This window comes from Streptomyces violens, assembly GCF_000717745.1.
Lineage (GTDB): Bacteria > Actinomycetota > Actinomycetes > Streptomycetales > Streptomycetaceae > Streptomyces > Streptomyces violens.
Map to the genome: position 1 here is coordinate 95,749 of NZ_JOBH01000007.1, position 14,449 is coordinate 110,197.

General features: G+C 72.7%; 18 protein-coding genes. 3 read left to right on the forward strand and 15 right to left on the reverse strand.

Features of this window, described 5'->3' with window-relative positions; genetic code table 11:
* Positions 1–55: 55 nt before the first annotated feature.
* The 11 genes from IF04_RS0115065 to hisD are packed head-to-tail and all read right to left on the reverse strand — an operon-like array spanning position 56 to position 6,977.
* Positions 56–646 (reverse strand): nitrile hydratase subunit alpha, encoded by a 591-nt coding sequence (locus IF04_RS0115065; protein ID WP_030256418.1) that lies wholly within the window; start codon positions 644–646, stop codon positions 56–58.
* Entirely contained in the window at positions 643–927 is a 285-nt protein-coding gene (locus tag IF04_RS40255; protein WP_030256422.1) for an SH3-like domain-containing protein, read from the reverse strand. The genes IF04_RS0115065 and IF04_RS40255 overlap by 4 nt, the downstream gene beginning before the upstream one ends.
* Positions 920–1,189, reverse strand: coding sequence for an SH3-like domain-containing protein (locus IF04_RS40260; protein WP_030256425.1), 270 nt, complete (start codon positions 1,187–1,189; stop codon positions 920–922). Before IF04_RS40260 ends, IF04_RS40255 begins: the two co-directional genes overlap by 8 nt.
* A gap of 54 nt (positions 1,190–1,243) precedes the next feature.
* Positions 1,244–1,999, reverse strand: coding sequence for an imidazole glycerol phosphate synthase subunit HisF (gene hisF / locus IF04_RS0115080; RefSeq protein WP_030256429.1), 756 nt, complete (start codon positions 1,997–1,999; stop codon positions 1,244–1,246).
* A gap of 6 nt (positions 2,000–2,005) precedes the next feature.
* Positions 2,006–2,395 (reverse strand): Rid family hydrolase, encoded by a 390-nt coding sequence (locus IF04_RS0115085; RefSeq protein WP_030256432.1) that lies wholly within the window; start codon positions 2,393–2,395, stop codon positions 2,006–2,008.
* A 15-nt stretch (positions 2,396–2,410) separates the two neighbouring features.
* Positions 2,411–3,133: a bifunctional 1-(5-phosphoribosyl)-5-((5-phosphoribosylamino)methylideneamino)imidazole-4-carboxamide isomerase/phosphoribosylanthranilate isomerase PriA gene (priA, locus tag IF04_RS0115090; protein WP_030256435.1), complete on the reverse strand. Its 723-nt coding sequence runs from the start codon at positions 3,131–3,133 to the stop codon at positions 2,411–2,413.
* A gap of 14 nt (positions 3,134–3,147) precedes the next feature.
* Complete coding sequence (hisH, locus tag IF04_RS0115095) at positions 3,148–3,807, reverse strand: imidazole glycerol phosphate synthase subunit HisH (protein WP_030256439.1); 660 nt, start codon at positions 3,805–3,807, stop codon at positions 3,148–3,150.
* Positions 3,798–3,962 carry a hypothetical protein gene (locus tag IF04_RS39080; RefSeq protein ID WP_030256440.1) on the reverse strand — a complete coding sequence of 55 codons (165 nt, stop codon included), beginning with the start codon at positions 3,960–3,962 and terminating at the stop codon, positions 3,798–3,800. The genes hisH and IF04_RS39080 overlap by 10 nt, the downstream gene beginning before the upstream one ends.
* Positions 3,959–4,552 (reverse strand): imidazoleglycerol-phosphate dehydratase HisB, encoded by a 594-nt coding sequence (hisB, locus tag IF04_RS0115105; protein WP_030256442.1) that lies wholly within the window; start codon positions 4,550–4,552, stop codon positions 3,959–3,961. The genes IF04_RS39080 and hisB overlap by 4 nt, the downstream gene beginning before the upstream one ends.
* On the reverse strand, positions 4,549–5,655 hold the full coding sequence (locus tag IF04_RS0115110; protein WP_030256444.1) for a histidinol-phosphate transaminase: 1,107 nt from the start codon (positions 5,653–5,655) through the stop codon (positions 4,549–4,551). The genes hisB and IF04_RS0115110 overlap by 4 nt, the downstream gene beginning before the upstream one ends.
* Positions 5,652–6,977: a histidinol dehydrogenase gene (gene hisD / locus IF04_RS0115115; protein WP_030256446.1), complete on the reverse strand. Its 1,326-nt coding sequence runs from the start codon at positions 6,975–6,977 to the stop codon at positions 5,652–5,654. Before hisD ends, IF04_RS0115110 begins: the two co-directional genes overlap by 4 nt.
* 215 nt (positions 6,978–7,192) lie before the next feature.
* Here hisD and IF04_RS0115120 point away from each other — a divergent pair, with 215 nt between their 5' ends.
* The 3 genes from IF04_RS0115120 (at position 7,193) to ybaK (ending at position 10,174) form a co-directional block, all read left to right on the forward strand.
* Positions 7,193–8,791, forward strand: a complete 1,599-nt coding sequence (locus tag IF04_RS0115120; RefSeq protein ID WP_030256448.1) for a hypothetical protein — start codon at positions 7,193–7,195, stop codon at positions 8,789–8,791.
* 76 nt (positions 8,792–8,867) lie between these two features.
* On the forward strand, positions 8,868–9,641 hold the full coding sequence (locus IF04_RS0115125; protein WP_030256450.1) for an LON peptidase substrate-binding domain-containing protein: 774 nt from the start codon (positions 8,868–8,870) through the stop codon (positions 9,639–9,641).
* Positions 9,642–9,673: 32 nt separating this feature from the next.
* On the forward strand, positions 9,674–10,174 hold the full coding sequence (ybaK, locus tag IF04_RS0115130; protein WP_030256452.1) for a Cys-tRNA(Pro) deacylase: 501 nt from the start codon (positions 9,674–9,676) through the stop codon (positions 10,172–10,174).
* A 209-nt stretch (positions 10,175–10,383) separates the two neighbouring features.
* On the opposite strand, the gene IF04_RS35705 is transcribed toward ybaK, so the two are convergent.
* The 4 genes from IF04_RS35705 to IF04_RS0115150 form a co-directional block, all read right to left on the reverse strand.
* On the reverse strand, positions 10,384–11,079 hold the full coding sequence (locus tag IF04_RS35705; RefSeq protein WP_037959628.1) for a DUF2567 domain-containing protein: 696 nt from the start codon (positions 11,077–11,079) through the stop codon (positions 10,384–10,386).
* Positions 11,080–11,156: 77 nt separating this feature from the next.
* Positions 11,157–11,975 (reverse strand): ABC transporter permease, encoded by an 819-nt coding sequence (locus IF04_RS0115140; RefSeq protein ID WP_211259814.1) that lies wholly within the window; start codon positions 11,973–11,975, stop codon positions 11,157–11,159.
* A 43-nt stretch (positions 11,976–12,018) separates the two neighbouring features.
* On the reverse strand, positions 12,019–13,044 hold the full coding sequence (locus tag IF04_RS0115145; RefSeq protein WP_051831262.1) for an ABC transporter ATP-binding protein: 1,026 nt from the start codon (positions 13,042–13,044) through the stop codon (positions 12,019–12,021).
* Between the two features lie 63 nt (positions 13,045–13,107).
* Positions 13,108–14,445, reverse strand: a complete 1,338-nt coding sequence (locus IF04_RS0115150) for an NYN domain-containing protein (RefSeq protein ID WP_030256465.1) — start codon at positions 14,443–14,445, stop codon at positions 13,108–13,110.
* Between the last annotated feature and the right edge of the window lie 4 nt (positions 14,446–14,449).

Sequence of the window (14,449 nt, forward strand, 5' to 3'; positions counted from 1 at the left end):
AACCGACGCTCCGCAGCCGCGCCGCCCCGGCGGGCCGTGCGGTGGCCCGCCGCTCTCACACCGCGGCGGTCCCGATGAGACCCTCCCGTGTCACGAGGCGGGCGAGCGCTTCCTCGCCCCTCGCGTCCGTGCCATCGGGCCGCCGCGGCAGCACCATGTAGCGGCTCTCCGCGCTGGAGTCCCAGACGGTGACCGTGACGCCGTCGGGCAGTTCGAGCCCGAACTCCGCCAGGACGGACCGTGGATCGCGCACCACCCGCGACCGGTACGCCTCGCTCTTGTACCAGGACGGGGACGGCCCCAGCAGCCCGATCGGATAGCACGAACACAGCGTGCAGACGAGGACGTTGTGCTCCGTCTCCGTGTTCTCGACGACCTTGAGGCGCTGCTCCTGAAGCCCGCCGGCCATCGACAGGCCGAGCTCGGGCAGCGCCGTATTGGCGTCCGCCAGCAGTCGCTCCTTGAAGCCCGGGTCCGTCCAGGCGCGGGCCACCACCCGCGCGCCGTTGACCGGCGACGCGCCGTTCAGCAGCTTGGTCAGGATCGCGTCGAGCTGGTCGTCGCCGACCACCCCGGCCGCCACCAGCCGCTCCTCCAGGCGGCGCACCCGCACCGCCACCGTGCTGCTCGCATGTTCCCCGCTCACGCCCGCTCCTCCGCTGCCCGCTCCAGATACGACTCCCAGAGGTCCACCGTGACCTCGTGCGTGCCCTCGCCCCACAGCTCCCGGGCCGGGAAGGCGACGGTGTACACGGTCTCCACGCGCGGCTCGGTGATCCCGGCGGCGCGGTCGTCGGCGAGGGGCCACTGCCCTTGCGCATCCACGATCCGCCCGACATGCCCGCGGATGTAGCGCGGTACGCGGGTGTGCCCGACGGGGTCCACGGGCCTGACCCGCACCGCGTCCCCGGCCGTGAAGCTACTCATCGCCGAGCACCTTCCGCTCCGCGACCAGCGTCTCGATGGCGTGCAGCCACCGCTCGTAGTACGAAGCCGCCAGATACTCGGCGGGCGCCATCCGCTCCACGGCGTCCCGGAACTCGTCCAGCGTGTAGACCCCACCGCGCACCAGCGCCATGTTCAGCGCATACACCCGCGCTTCCCAGTCCGCGTGGAACGCCGGCTCCCCCGTCTCGATCTCCAGCGCGCCGAACCCGGTCTGCCCGCCCACGTCGTTGACTCGACTCATGGGGGCGAGACTACGGCGGTGAGACGGCGCTGACCAGGAGAAATACCGGCCGCGTCAGCGGACCGGGTGCCCCGCCTCGCGCAGCGTGTTCTTGACCTCGCCGATGCGCAGGTCGCCGAAGTGGAAGACGGAGGCGGCGAGGACGGCGTCGGCGCCGGCGTCGATGGCCGGGGGGAAGTCGGTGAGCTTGCCGGCGCCGCCGGAGGCGATGACCGGGATGGTGACGTGCTTGCGGACGGCGGCGATCATCTCGGTGTCGTAGCCGTCCTTGGTGCCGTCGGCGTCCATGGAGTTCAGCAGGATCTCGCCGGCGCCGAGCTCGGCGGCGCGGTGGGCCCACTCGACGGCGTCGATGCCGGTGCCGCGGCGGCCGCCGTGGGTGGTGACCTCGAAGGACCCGGATTCCGTCCGGCGCGCGTCGACGGAGAGGACCAGGACCTGGCGGCCGAAGCGCTCGGCGATCTCGCGGATCAGCTCGGGGCGGGCGATCGCGGCGGTGTTCACGCCGACCTTGTCCGCGCCCGCGCGCAGCAGCTTGTCGACGTCCTCGGGGGTGCGGACGCCGCCGCCGACGGTGAGCGGGATGAAGACCTGCTCGGCGGTGCGGCGGACCACGTCGTAGGTGGTCTCGCGGTTGCCGGAGGAGGCGGTGATATCGAGGAAGGTCAGCTCGTCGGCGCCCTCCTCGCCGTAGATCTTGGCCATCTCGACGGGGTCGCCGGCGTCGCGGAGGTTCTGGAAGTTCACGCCCTTGACGACCCGGCCGTTGTCGACGTCCAGGCAGGGGATGACTCGGACCGCCAGGGTCATGTCTGTTCAGACCTCTCTGAAAGCTTCTAGTTCTACTTGGACCAGGATGCGGGGGTCGACGAAGCCCGAGACCACGACGACGGTGGTGGCGGGGCGGACCGCGCCGAAGAGCTCCTGGTGGGCGCGGGCCGCCTCGTCGATGTCGCGGGGGTGGGCGAGGTAGACGCGGGTGCGGACGACCGCTGCCACGTCCAGGCCGAACTCCGTGAGGGCGTCGAGCGCCCGGTTGAAGGCGACCCGCGTCTGCTCGTACGGATCGCCCTCGCCGTACAGGACCGTGCCGTCGAACGGCGTCGTGCCGGCGACCTGGACACGGTCGCCGGCCGCGACGGCGCGCGCCGTCCCGAACGCCTCTTCCCAGGGTCCTTCACCAGGCACGCGCCGTACGTCGGTCATCGGTCCCTCTCCCTGCTAGCGGGTGGCCTCCAGGGCCTCTTCCAGGGTGAACGCCTTGGCGTACAGCGCCTTGCCGACGATCGCGCCCTCCACACCTTCCGGGACCAGCGTCGCGATGGCGCGCAGGTCGTCGAGGGAAGAGACGCCGCCGGAGGCGACGACGGGCCGGTCGGTCGCGGCGCAGACGTTCTTCAGCAGCTCCAGGTTCGGGCCCTGCAGCGTGCCGTCCTTGTTGATGTCGGTGACGACGTACCGGGCGCAGCCCTCGGCGTCCAGCCGGGCCAGCGTCTCGTACAGGTCGCCGCCGTCGCGGGTCCAGCCGCGGCCGCGCAGCGTCGTGCCGCGCACGTCCAGGCCCACCGCGATCTTGTCACCGTGCTCGGCGATGATCTTGGCGACCCACTCGGGGTTCTCCAGCGCCGCGGTGCCGATGTTGACGCGCGCGCAGCCGGTGGCCAGCGCCGCCGCCAGCGAGTCGTCGTCGCGGATGCCGCCGGACAGCTCGACCTTGATGTCCATGGAGCGGGCGACCTCGGCGATCTGCGCGCGGTTGTCGCCGGTGCCGAAGGCGGCGTCCAGGTCGACCAGGTGCAGCCACTCGGCGCCGGACTGCTGCCAGGCCAGAGCGGCCTGGAGCGGGTCGCCGTAGGAGGTCTCGGAGCCGGACTCGCCGTGGACGAGGCGGACGGCCTGGCCGTCGCGGACGTCGACGGCGGGCAGCAGTTCAAGCTTGTTCACAGCGTTCTCCGCGTTCACAGCGTGTCGATCCAATTGCTCAGGAGCTGGGCGCCGGCGTCGCCGGACTTCTCGGGGTGGAACTGGGTGGCCCACAGCGGCCCGTTCTCCACGGCGGCCACGAAGGGCTCGCCGTGCGTGGCCCAGGTGACCCGCGGCGCGCGCATGGCGGGGTTGCTGACCTCCAGCTCCCACTCGTGCACCGCGTAGGAGTGCACGAAGTAGTACCGGGCGTCGGCGTCCAGGCCCGCGAAGAGCTGGGAGTCCTGCGGCGCGTCCACGGTGTTCCAGCCCATGTGCGGCACGATGTCGGCCTTGAGCGGGCCGACCGTGCCGGGCCACTCGTCCAGGCCTTCGGTCTCCTCGCCGTGCTCGATGCCGCGCCCGAAGAGGATCTGCATGCCGACGCAGATGCCCATGACCGGGCGTCCGCCGGCGAGGCGGCGGCCGACGACCCAGTCGCCGCGCGCCTCGCGCAGGCCCTTCATGCAGGACGCGAAGGCGCCGACGCCGGGGACCAGCAGCCCGTCGGCGTTCATGGCGGTGTCGTAGTCGCGGGTCACCTCGACATCGGCGCCGACGTGGGCCAGCGCCCGCTCGGCGGACCGGATGTTGCCGAAGCCGTAGTCGAAGACGACCACGTTCTTACGGTTCTTACGCTGCGTACTCAATTCCAGACCTCCAGCCGCAGGATGCCCGCGGCGAGACACAGCACCGAGCCGATGGCCAGCACCGCGATCAGGCTCTTGGACATCTGCTGCTTCCAGAAGGAGAAGACCCCGCCGAGCAGGAAGAGGCCCACCAGGATGAAGACCGTCGAGAGACCGTTCACAGGGCGCCCTTCGTGGAGGGCAGGATGCCGGCCGCGCGCGGGTCCCGCTCGGAGGCGTACCGCAGCGCCCGGGCCAGCGCCTTGAACTGGCACTCGACGATGTGGTGCGCGTTGCGCCCGTACGGCACGTGGACGTGCAGCGCGATCTGCGCCTGCGCGACGAAGGACTCCAGGATGTGCCGGGTCATCGTCGTGTCGTACGTGCCGATCATCGGCGCGATGTTCTCGGGCTCGGTGTGGATCAGGTACGGGCGGCCCGAGAGGTCCACGGTCACCTGGGCGAGCGACTCGTCCAGCGGGACGGTGCAGTTGCCGAAGCGGTAGATGCCCACCTTGTCGCCGAGCGCCTGCTTGAAGGCGGCACCCAGCGCGAGCGCGGTGTCCTCGATGGTGTGGTGGGTGTCGATGTGCAGGTCGCCGTCGGTCTTCACGGTGAGGTCGAACAGACCGTGCCGGCCGAGCTGGTCGAGCATGTGGTCGTAGAAGCCCACGCCGGTCGAGACGTCGACCTGTCCGGTGCCGTCGAGGTCGATCTCGACGAGCACCGAGGTCTCCTTGGTCTTGCGCTCGACGCGCCCTACCCGGCTCATGCGCCTGTCTCCTTCATGATCGCGCGCACCGCATCGAGGAACGCGTCGTTCTCGGCCGGGGTGCCGGCGGATACCCGCAGCCAGCCCGGCACTCCGTTGTCACGGACCAGGACGCCCTGGTCGAGGATGGCCTGCCACGCGGCGTGCTGGTCGTCGAACCGTCCGAACTGCACGAAGTTGGCGTCGGAGTCGACGACCTCGCAGCCGATCGCGCGCAGCTCGTCGACGATGCGGTCCCGCTCGGTCTTGAGCTGCTCGACGTACTTCAGCAGCGTCTCGGTGTGCTCCAGGGCCGCGAGCGCAGTGGCCTGGGTGACCGAGGAGAGGTGGTACGGCAGGCGTACCAGCTGTACGGCGTCGACCACGGCCGGGTCGGCGGCGAGGTACCCCAGGCGCAGCCCGGCCGCGCCGAACGCCTTGGACATCGTCCGGGAGACGACCAGGTTCGGTCGGCCCTCGATCAGCGGGAGCAGCGAGGGGCGGTGGCTGAACTCGCCGTACGCCTCGTCGATGACCACGAGCGAGGGCTTGGCCGCCTGGGCGGCCTCGTACAGCGCCAGCACCGTTTCCGCTGCCACGGCCGTGCCGGTCGGGTTGTTCGGCGAGCAGATGAAGACCACGTCCGGCTTGCGCTCGGCGATGGCCTTCTTGGCGGCCTCGACGTCGATGGTGAAGTCGTCGTTGCGCGGGCCGGAGATCCACTCCGTGCCCGTGCCGCGCGAGATCAGGCCGTGCATCGAGTACGACGGCTCGAAGCCGATGGCGCTGCGGCCGGGGCCGCCGAAGGTCTGCAGCAGCTGCTGGATGACCTCGTTGGAACCGTTGGCGGCCCAGACCTGGTCCTTGGTGACCTCGTGGCCGCCGGTGCGGGAGAGGTACCGGGCCAGCTCGGTGCGCAGCTCGACCGCGTCCCGGTCCGGGTAGCGGTTCAGGTCGCGCGCCGCCTCGGTGACCCGCTCGGCGATCCGCTGCACGAGCGGCTCGGGCAGCGGGTACGGGTTCTCGTTGGTGTTCAGGCGTACGGGCACGTCCAGCTGGGGGGCGCCGTACGGGGACTTGCCGCGCAGCTCGTCCCGGATGGGGAGATCGTCGATCCTGGTCACTTGCCCTGCGGGACCTTCCAGTCGAACCTTGCCTTGATCGCCGCGCCGTGCGCCGGGAGGTCCTCGGCCTCGGCGAGGGTCACCACGTGGTGGGCGACCTCGGCCAGTGCGTCGCGGGTGTAGTCCACGACATGGATGCCGCGCAGGAAGGACTGCACGGAGAGCCCCGAGGAGTGGCACGCACAGCCGCCCGTGGGCAGCACGTGGTTCGAGCCCGCGCAGTAGTCGCCGAGCGAGACGGGCGCGTACGGGCCGACGAAGATCGCGCCGGCGTTGCGGACCCGCGCGGCCACGGCCGAGGCGTCGGCGGTCTGGATCTCCAGGTGCTCGGCACCATAGGCGTCCACCACCTTCAGGCCCTCGTCCAGGCCGTCGACCAGCACGATCGCGGACTGCCGGCCGGCCAGCGCCGGGATGATCCGGTCCTCGACGTGCCGGGTCGCGCGGACCTGCGGCTCCAGTTCCTTCTCGACCTTCTCGGCCAGCTCCTCCGAGGCGGTGACCAGGACGGCCGCGGCCATCGGGTCGTGCTCGGCCTGGCTGATCAGGTCGGCCGCGACGTGCGCCGGCTCGGCCGTGTCGTCCGCGAGGATCGCGATCTCGGTGGGGCCGGCCTCGGAGTCGATGCCGATCCGGCCCTTGAGCAGGCGCTTCGCGGCGGCGACGTAGATGTTGCCGGGGCCCGTGACGAGGTTCACCGGCAGGCAGTCCTCGGTGCCGTACGCGAACATCGCGACGGCCTGGGCGCCACCGGCCGCATACACCTCGTCCACGCCCAGCAGGGCGCACGTGGCCAGGATGGTCGGGTGCGGCAGGCCGCCGAAGTCGGCCTGCGGCGGCGAGGCGACGGCCAGCGACTCGACGCCGGCCTCCTGCGCGGGCACCACGTTCATCACCACGGACGAGGGGTAGACCGAGCGGCCACCGGGCACATACAACCCGACGCGCTCGACCGGTACCCACCGCTCGGTGACGGTGCCACCGGGCACGACCTTCGTCGTCACATCCGTACGCCGCTGCTCACGGTGGACCGTGCGGGCCCGCTTGATGGACTCCTCCAGGGCGGCCCGGACCGCCGGGTCCAGCTCCGCCAGCGCGGTCCGCAGTGCCTCGGCGGGCACCCGGACCCGCTCGATCTCGACCCGGTCGAACCGATGGGCGTACTCGATCAGCGCAGCCGTGCCACGATGGCGCACGTCCTCGCAGATGGGCCGCACCTTCTCCAGGGCGGCTTCCACGTCGAACTCGGCACGGGGCAGCAGGTCGCGCAGGGCGCCGCCCTCGGGAAGGGCGGCACCGCGCAGATCGATTCGGGAGATCACCCCTCCAGTGTCTCAGACGCGCTGCCGGTGCCCGCTGCCCGTATCAATCGGTGATACGTAGTGCCCGGGGTGATCCTGACCACTGGCGTTCACCCGGTCACTCAGCGGGAATGGGGTTCGTGGGGTGGCACGCCGGTACGTGTGAGGCGCCCGGTACGCAGGAGAGACGGCAGCGCCCGGGACGGCGCCGCCGGGAACGAGAGGGGGAGGCCGCGGTGAGTGACCCCACCGACGGCGACGCGCCGCCGGAGCTGGATCTGACCTCGGCGGAATGGAGCCTGTGGCAGGCGTTCCGCAACGGCAGCACATGCGATCTGCGCACCGACGACCCGGCGCGCAACGATCCGCACGCCCGCCACGAGTGGGGCCCCGAGCGCACCGTACGCGCCCGGATCATCGCCCTCCTCCTGCTGAACGGCCCGCCGGCCCAGCCCGGCCGGGTCTCCGCGCTGAAGCTCACCGGCGCGTACATCACCGACTCCCTCGACGTCGCGGGCGGCACAATCGAGCCATTTGTGGAGCTGCGCGACTGCCGCTTCGAGAGCGAGGTCGTCCTCCCCGAGAGCCGCTTCACGACGCTGCGCATGGTCAACTGCGCCATCCCCCGGCTGGAGGCCGCCCGTCTGCACACCGAGGGTGACCTGCACCTGCCGCGCTGCATCGTCCAGCGCGGCATCCGGCTCACCGACGCGCAGATCGGTACGGACCTGATGCTCAACCAGGCCGTGGTGCACAAGGACCGGCGTGGCCGGTCGATCACCGCGGACGGGCTGAACGTCGCCCAGGACCTGCAGGCCGAGATGCTGGAGTCCTACGGGGAGCTGTCGCTGCGCGGCGCGACGATCGGCGTGTCGCTGAGCCTGCGCGGCAGCCGGCTGAGCAATCCGTACGGCCGCCGGGCCCTGAACGCCCCGCAGCTCACCGTGGAGCGCACGCTCTACCTCACCGCCGCCGGTCTCTCCGGCTCGGTCTCCAGCTCAGCCACGCCCCCGTACGGCATCACCACGACCCCGGCGCGCGGCACCCGTATGCAGCGCTTCGAGTGCGAGGGCGGCATGCGGCTGGACGACGGGCGCTTCGGCGACGCCGTCGACCTGGACCAGGCGCGCTTCATCCTGGAGTCCGACCAGGAACTGTCGATGCGCCGCATCCAGACGCCCGAGCTGCGCTTCCTGGGCGAGCGCCCGCAGCGCGGGCGGGTCATCCTCTCCGGCGCCCGGGTCGTGAACCTCGTCGACAAATCGACGAGCTGGCCCGGTCTGGGCGGTCTGTGGATGGCCGGTTTCGCCTACGAGACGCTGATTCCCCGCGGCCACTTCCCGCTCTCGCTGCGCCTGCAGTGGGTGGCGGCCGCCACGCCGGAGTACGCGCCCGAGCCGTACGAGATGCTCGCCGCGGCGCTCCGCCGCAGCGGCGAGGACTCCGACGCCCGCGAGGTCCTCCTCGCCAAGCAGCGCAGACGCCGCGAAACGCTGCCGCTCGCCGCGAAGTCCTGGGGCTTCCTCCAGGACTGGACGGTGGCCTACGGATACCGCCCGGGCCGCGCCGCCGTGTGGATGGCCGTTCTGTGGGCGGTGGGCACGGTCTTCTTCTCGCAGAACCCGCCGCACGCCCTCAAGCCTGGCGAGACCCCGCTGTGGAATCCGTATCTGTACACGCTCGACCTGCTGCTGCCGGTCATCAACCTCAACCAGGACAGTTACTGGCGGCCCGAGGGCGGCTCCCAGTGGGCCGCCGCGGTCATGATCCTGGCGGGCTGGGTGCTGGCCACCACGGTCGCCGCCGGTGCCTCGCGACTGCTGCGCCGCCAGTAGCGCGCTGGGGCCGGGAAACACTCCTGTGACGCCCGGCCCCTCCGGGGGCGCCGCCGACCATTTAGGCTTACGGGCTGTGACCTCCGTGCGCCTACCGCTCTTCCCGCTGAACACGGTGCTGTTCCCGGGCCTCGTGCTTCCGCTGAACATCTTCGAAGCGCGGTACCGAGCTCTGATGCGGGACCTGCTCGACCTCCCGGAGGACGAGCGCCGCTTCGGAGTCGTCGCGATCCGCGACGGCCGCGAGGTCGCCGCCACCGCCCCCGGGATGCCCGACAGCACCGCCCTCCCCGACAAGGGCGCGGCGGCCGGCTTCGGCGACGACCCGATGCGCGCCTTCCATCCCGTCGGCTGCGTCGCGGACGCGGCGACCATCCAGGAGAAGGGCACCGCCGCGGGCCCGGCCCCCGAGGGCAGCGACGAGAACACCTCCTACGAGGTGCTGACCACCGGCACCACCCGCTTCCGGCTGCTCTCCGTCGACGCCTCCGGGCCCTATCTCACCGGCGAGATCGAGCCGCTGGAGGAGGAAGAGGGGGACGGCGCGGGGGCCCTCGCCGTCGGCGTGGAGCGGGCGTTCCGCATGTACCAGAAGAAGCTGGCCTGGGCGAACGAGCGGACGGTGACCAGCTCCCAGGAGCTCCCGGACGACCCCGCCGTCCTGTCCTACCTGGTGGCCGCCGCGACCGTCCTGGACGTGCCGCGCAAGCAGCAGCTCCTGGAGGCCACGGACGTCGCGTCCCGTCTCGCCCAGGAGCTGAAAATGCTGCGCCAGGAGACCGCGGTGATCGGTAAGCTCCCGTCGCTGCCGGCCGTGGACCTCACCCGGCAGCCGACCAGCCCGAACTGACACGAGCCCGCACTGACACCGAGGACGGGACGTTGGCGAAGAAGTCCAAGAACGGCAAGCAGGGCGGTACCCCCGCGACGGTCGCCCTGACTCAGGCAGGCGTCCCGTTCACCACGCACGCCTACGAACACGACCCCGCCACCTCCTCGTACGGCGAGGAGGCGGCCCAGGCCCTCGGGGTCTCCCCCGACCAGGTCTTCAAGACGCTGCTGGCGGACGTGGACGGCGCGCTGACCGTGGCCGTCGTGCCCGTCTCCGGCTCGCTGGACCTCAAGGCCCTCGCGGCCGCGGTCGGCGGCAAGCGCGCCGCCATGGCCGACCCCGCGCTCGCCGAGCGCACCACGGGCTATGTACGCGGCGGCATCTCCCCCCTCGGCCAGCGCAAGAAGCTCCGCACGGTACTGGACTCCGCTGCAGAACCCCTGCCCACGATCTGCGTCTCGGCGGGCCGCCGCGGCCTGGAGGTCGAACTGTCCCCCAAGGACCTGGCGCGGCTCACCGACGCGGACTTCGCGCCGATCGGCCGGGCCTGACCGACGAGCCCCCTTTACGCCGCCGGACACCGCGACTAGTACCAGCAGGGACCCCACTCACGGAGGAGGTCCCGTGTCCAAGAAGACCCGCAAGCGCAAGTGGCGCATCAAGAAGGGCCGCGCCAACCACGGCCGCCGCCCGGCGTAGCCCCGCACCCACGACCACGCGCCGCGGCCCCAGGACAGCAGTCCCCGGCGCTCCGGGGACGTCAGTCCCTCGGCGGCTGCGGCGCGTGCCAGTCCGGTTCGAACGGTTCGGGGTCGCGCGGGCCGAACATTCCCGTCAGCAGCAGCTGGGCCAGCGCCGCGCCGATCGGCCAGGCCAGCAGCGCGCCCTTGGCCTGCAGCCGCAGCGGCGCGTCGAAGGCCACGCCCTTGCCCACCGCCTTGGCCTGCGCCACCACGTCCTGCTCCGGGCCGAGCTGCATCCCCAGCCGCCAGGCGAGCACCGAGCCCAGCAGCCCGCCGATCACCAGCGCCACGACCAGCGGCACGCCGCCGCGCCGCCGCCACAGGAAGACCACCGCCGCGCTCAGTACGCCCAGCGCCAGCCCGAGGAGCATGAACGTGCCGTCGGCGCCGATCGACTCCTCGCCCTCGGCGTTCTTCAGGTAGACGGCCCGGCCGTCCGAGATCAGCGGCACATGCGGCGCCAGCCACGCCCACAGCACCCCGAGCAGCGCCCCGCACACCGTCGTGACCAGCACGATCAGCAGGGCTTCCCGCAGCTCGCTGCGGAGACCGGGGCCGTCGTCCCCGTCCAGGGGGCGGGCGCCGGGCCCGCCGTACTCCTGCGGGGACGTCGGCACGGAGTCCTCCTCGGTCGCGGGCCGGGCCCACGGGGCGCGGGTGTCCCCCGGCTGCTGGTTCAACGGACGGTCGGGCGGGGTCAGCGGTGCACTCACCCCGCCATCGTGCCAGGTCCCGGCCGCGCCACCGGCGGCAGGACGCTTCTCCGGCCCGGTCCGCCCGCCCTGTCCGGTCACCGCACGGCCGCCCGGCGGTACGCCCATGTCGCCACGGCCAGCGAGAGCACGCCGACCCCGGCGCACACGCCCAGGTCGGCGCAGATCAGCAGCCAGTCGGGGTGTGCCTCGAAGCTGTGTGCCAGCGCCTCCACGCCGTACGTGGAGGGCAGCAGGTCGCGCGCGTAGCCGATGACGGCGGGCAGCCGGCCGGCCGGGAGCACGCCCAGCAGCAGCGCCGCCGACATGCCGAGCTGGCCGAGGAGCGTGGCCAGTTCCTGGCGGGGTGCGAGCAGCCCGAGCGCGGCGCCCAGACCCGACAGCGCCGCACCGGAGAGCGGGATGACCGCGACCAGTACCCAGAGGTTCGTCAGCGGCAGCTGGAAGAGGACGCTGCCGGCCACCGCGGTGACCACCGCGCCGGGGACGGTGAAGGAGGCGTACGCGGCCGCCGCGCCCAGCACCACGGCCGCCGGCGGCACCGGCAGCGTGGCGTAGTGGTCCAGGCCGCCGCCGGCCCGCAGCTGTCCGAAGTACTGCGCGAGCAGGTTCAGCGCCACGAACGCCACGACGAGCACGCTGGACCCGGACACCACGGCCCGCGCCTCCTCGGGCCCGTCCGCGACACCGCGCATCAGGACCATGATCCCGACGGACTGGAAAGTGGCGACGAACAGCAGCGGGATGCGGGCGACCCGGGCCCGGGAGAGCTGCGCGCGGTACACGGCGGCCAGCGCAGGCCACAGCCGCGCGCGCGGCGCCAGCTCGGCCGCCGCCGGTACGTCGGAAGCCCCGGCACCGGCCCGCCCGCCGGTCACCGCCTCCGCAGAAACCACACTCACGCCGCGCCGCTCCTCTTCCGTTCCGGCCGGGCCGCTCTCACGCCTTCACCAAGCCTTCCTCAGTCCGCCCGCCGAGGGCGAGGTAGACATCCTCCAGGCTGGGCGTGGCGAGCGTGAAATCGTCCAGGGCGGCGAAGGCGGGCCCGCCGGTGACCGCGGCCACCGCGGCCCGGGCCTCGTCCGGTGCCAGTCGCAGTGTCCAGCGCCGCCCACTCTTGCGCGCGTGCTCGCCGAGCCGGGCGACCTCGGGCACGTCCAGCGGGGCGCGGTCGCGCCAGACCAGCTCGACGCGTACTTCCTCGCCGACCATTTCCTTCAGGCCGCCGGGCGTGTCGCAGGCGATGACCCGGCCGCGGTCGATCACCGCGACCCGGTCCAGTACGGTCTCCGCCTCGAGGACGTTGTGGGTGACGAGCAGGACGGTGGCGCCGCGCTCGGCGCGCCGCCGGTCCACGGCCGACCACACCGCGCGCCGCGCGAGGGGGTCCATGCCGGTCGTCGGCTCGTCCAGGACGAGCAGCGGGCGCTCGCCGACCAGCACGGTGGCGAAGCAGGCCAGCCGCCGCTGCCCGCCGGACAGCTTCTTCAGCGGGCTGCCGGCGATCTTCCCGAGCCCCAGTTCGTCGAGGACGGCGTCCCGCTCGGCGCGCGCGGTGCGGGTGTCCAGGCCGCGCAGCCGGCCGGTGGTCTCCACGGCCAGCGCCACGGTCATCTCGTCCAGCGCGGTGGACTCCTGGCCGAGGTAGGCCAGCAGCCGGGCGGCCCGCTCGGGGTGGCGCACGATGTCGTGGCCGAGCACGGTGACGCTGCCGGAGTCCGGCCGCAGCAGCCCCGTGAGCTGCCGTACCAGGGTGGACTTGCCGGCGCCGTTGGGGCCCAGCAGGCCGAAGATCTCGCCGCCCCGGATGTCCAGGGCGATCCCGTCGCTGGCGCGTACGGCGGGCACGTCGGCAGCGCCTCGCCGCCCGCGCACCGCGGGATACGTTTTGACCAGATCCCGCAGGGCCACGACGGTCCCGCCGTCCACGGCCTGCTGCGTGCCCGCTGTTGTGCCCGTCCTCACGAGGAACGAGGGTACGCGCCCGCCGGCGGCCCGCCGCCCGCGGGGCGTCCGGCGGCCGCGCGGTCAGTCGGCCGCAGGCGCGTGCTCGGCGGCCGTGCGCAGGTCCACCTCGCGCCAGAACCCGGCCCGGATGGCGTACCGGTCGTGCTCGTCGATCTGGTCGTCCTTGTGCGCGAGCAGCCCGAACCGGGCGGCGTAGCGCAGCAGCTCGCCGTCGATGCGGTGCGGGATGCGCGGGTACTCCGTGGAGAGCTGCTGGAGGTGGGCGGTGTCGCTGAGGCGTTCGGTCCAGCGGCGGGCGAAGACCTGGCCGACCTCGAAGGGGTCGCCGCCGACCGCGGTGATGTCCTCCTCGCGGTCGGCCCAGCGCTGTTCGGCGCTGGTGAGCTGGGCGAGGGTGGGAAGCGAGGCGGTCTCCGGCGGCTCGCCGACCGGCCCGCCGGCCCGCTCCACCCAGCCCTTGTCGGAGGACCAGCGGAGCGTCGCGGCGGCGGGCACGGGGGTCCCCGCGGGCGGTGTCGTGTGGTTCTTGCCGAGGCCCGCGAGGTCCTTGGGGGTGGGCACGCCCTTGCCGGCGGCCGCGGCGGCGCCCGCCTCCTCGCGGTCCTCCGTACAGGTGCCGTCCGTCGTGGTGGGACCGGCCGGTGCCGCGCCGTCGGATCCGTCGGCGCGCGGGACGTGCGCGGGCCGGGCCGTGCCGTTGCGTTCGCGGTGGTGGTGCGGGTGGTCGCCGTCCTGGGCGGCCGCCGAGGCGGCAGCGGCAGCGGCGACCGCCGACTCCGGCAGCGGCGCCGAGAGGATCGCGGCGATTTCCGTACGCGGCACGGAGGAGGGCGCGCAGACGCCGCTGATGTCCTTGGCGCGCACCGCGCGGGTGATCCACGCGCGGTCCAGCACCCGGCGCTCGTCGGCCTCGGCGACCAGGTCCTCGGACTGGTTGTAGTCCCCGTCGGCGGCCTGGACGGCCCAGAGGTGTACGGCCACGCCGTGCTCCTTGGCCGACATCAGGCCGGGCAGCAGGTCGCCGTCGCCGGTGACCAGAACGATGTCGGAGCAGGCGCGGTTCCTGGCCAGTTCGGTGAGCTCGGCGTGCATCGCCGCGTCCACGCCCTTCTGCGCCCAGCGGCCGTCGCTGCGGGTCAGCGCGCCCAGCCGTACCGTGACCCGGGGCATCACCCGCAGCCTGCGGTGTTCGGGCTGGGGGACCCGGTCGGGGGCGCCGTCGAACCAGTAGATGCGCAGCAGCTGCCGCTCGGTGTCGGCCTCGGCGCGCTCGCGCAGACCCTGGATGAGGGCGGCGTGATCAACCGTGATCCGGGACCGGGCGGGCTCTCCGGCCAGCAGGCTCGCGGCGGCGCCCAGCAAGTACCCGGCGTCCACCAGGACGACGCAGCGGTCCACGTTC

Coding starts and splice junctions, on each gene's coding strand:
- IF04_RS40255 (WP_030256422.1), bottom strand. CDS start 927: ATGAGTAGCTTCACGGCCGGGGACGCGGTGCGGGTCAGGCCCGTGGAC.
- IF04_RS40260 (WP_030256425.1), bottom strand. CDS start 1,189: ATGAGTCGAGTCAACGACGTGGGCGGGCAGACCGGGTTCGGCGCGCTG.
- hisF (WP_030256429.1), bottom strand. CDS start 1,999: ATGACCCTGGCGGTCCGAGTCATCCCCTGCCTGGACGTCGACAACGGC.
- IF04_RS0115085 (WP_030256432.1), bottom strand. CDS start 2,395: ATGACCGACGTACGGCGCGTGCCTGGTGAAGGACCCTGGGAAGAGGCG.
- hisB (WP_030256442.1), bottom strand. CDS start 4,552: ATGAGCCGGGTAGGGCGCGTCGAGCGCAAGACCAAGGAGACCTCGGTG.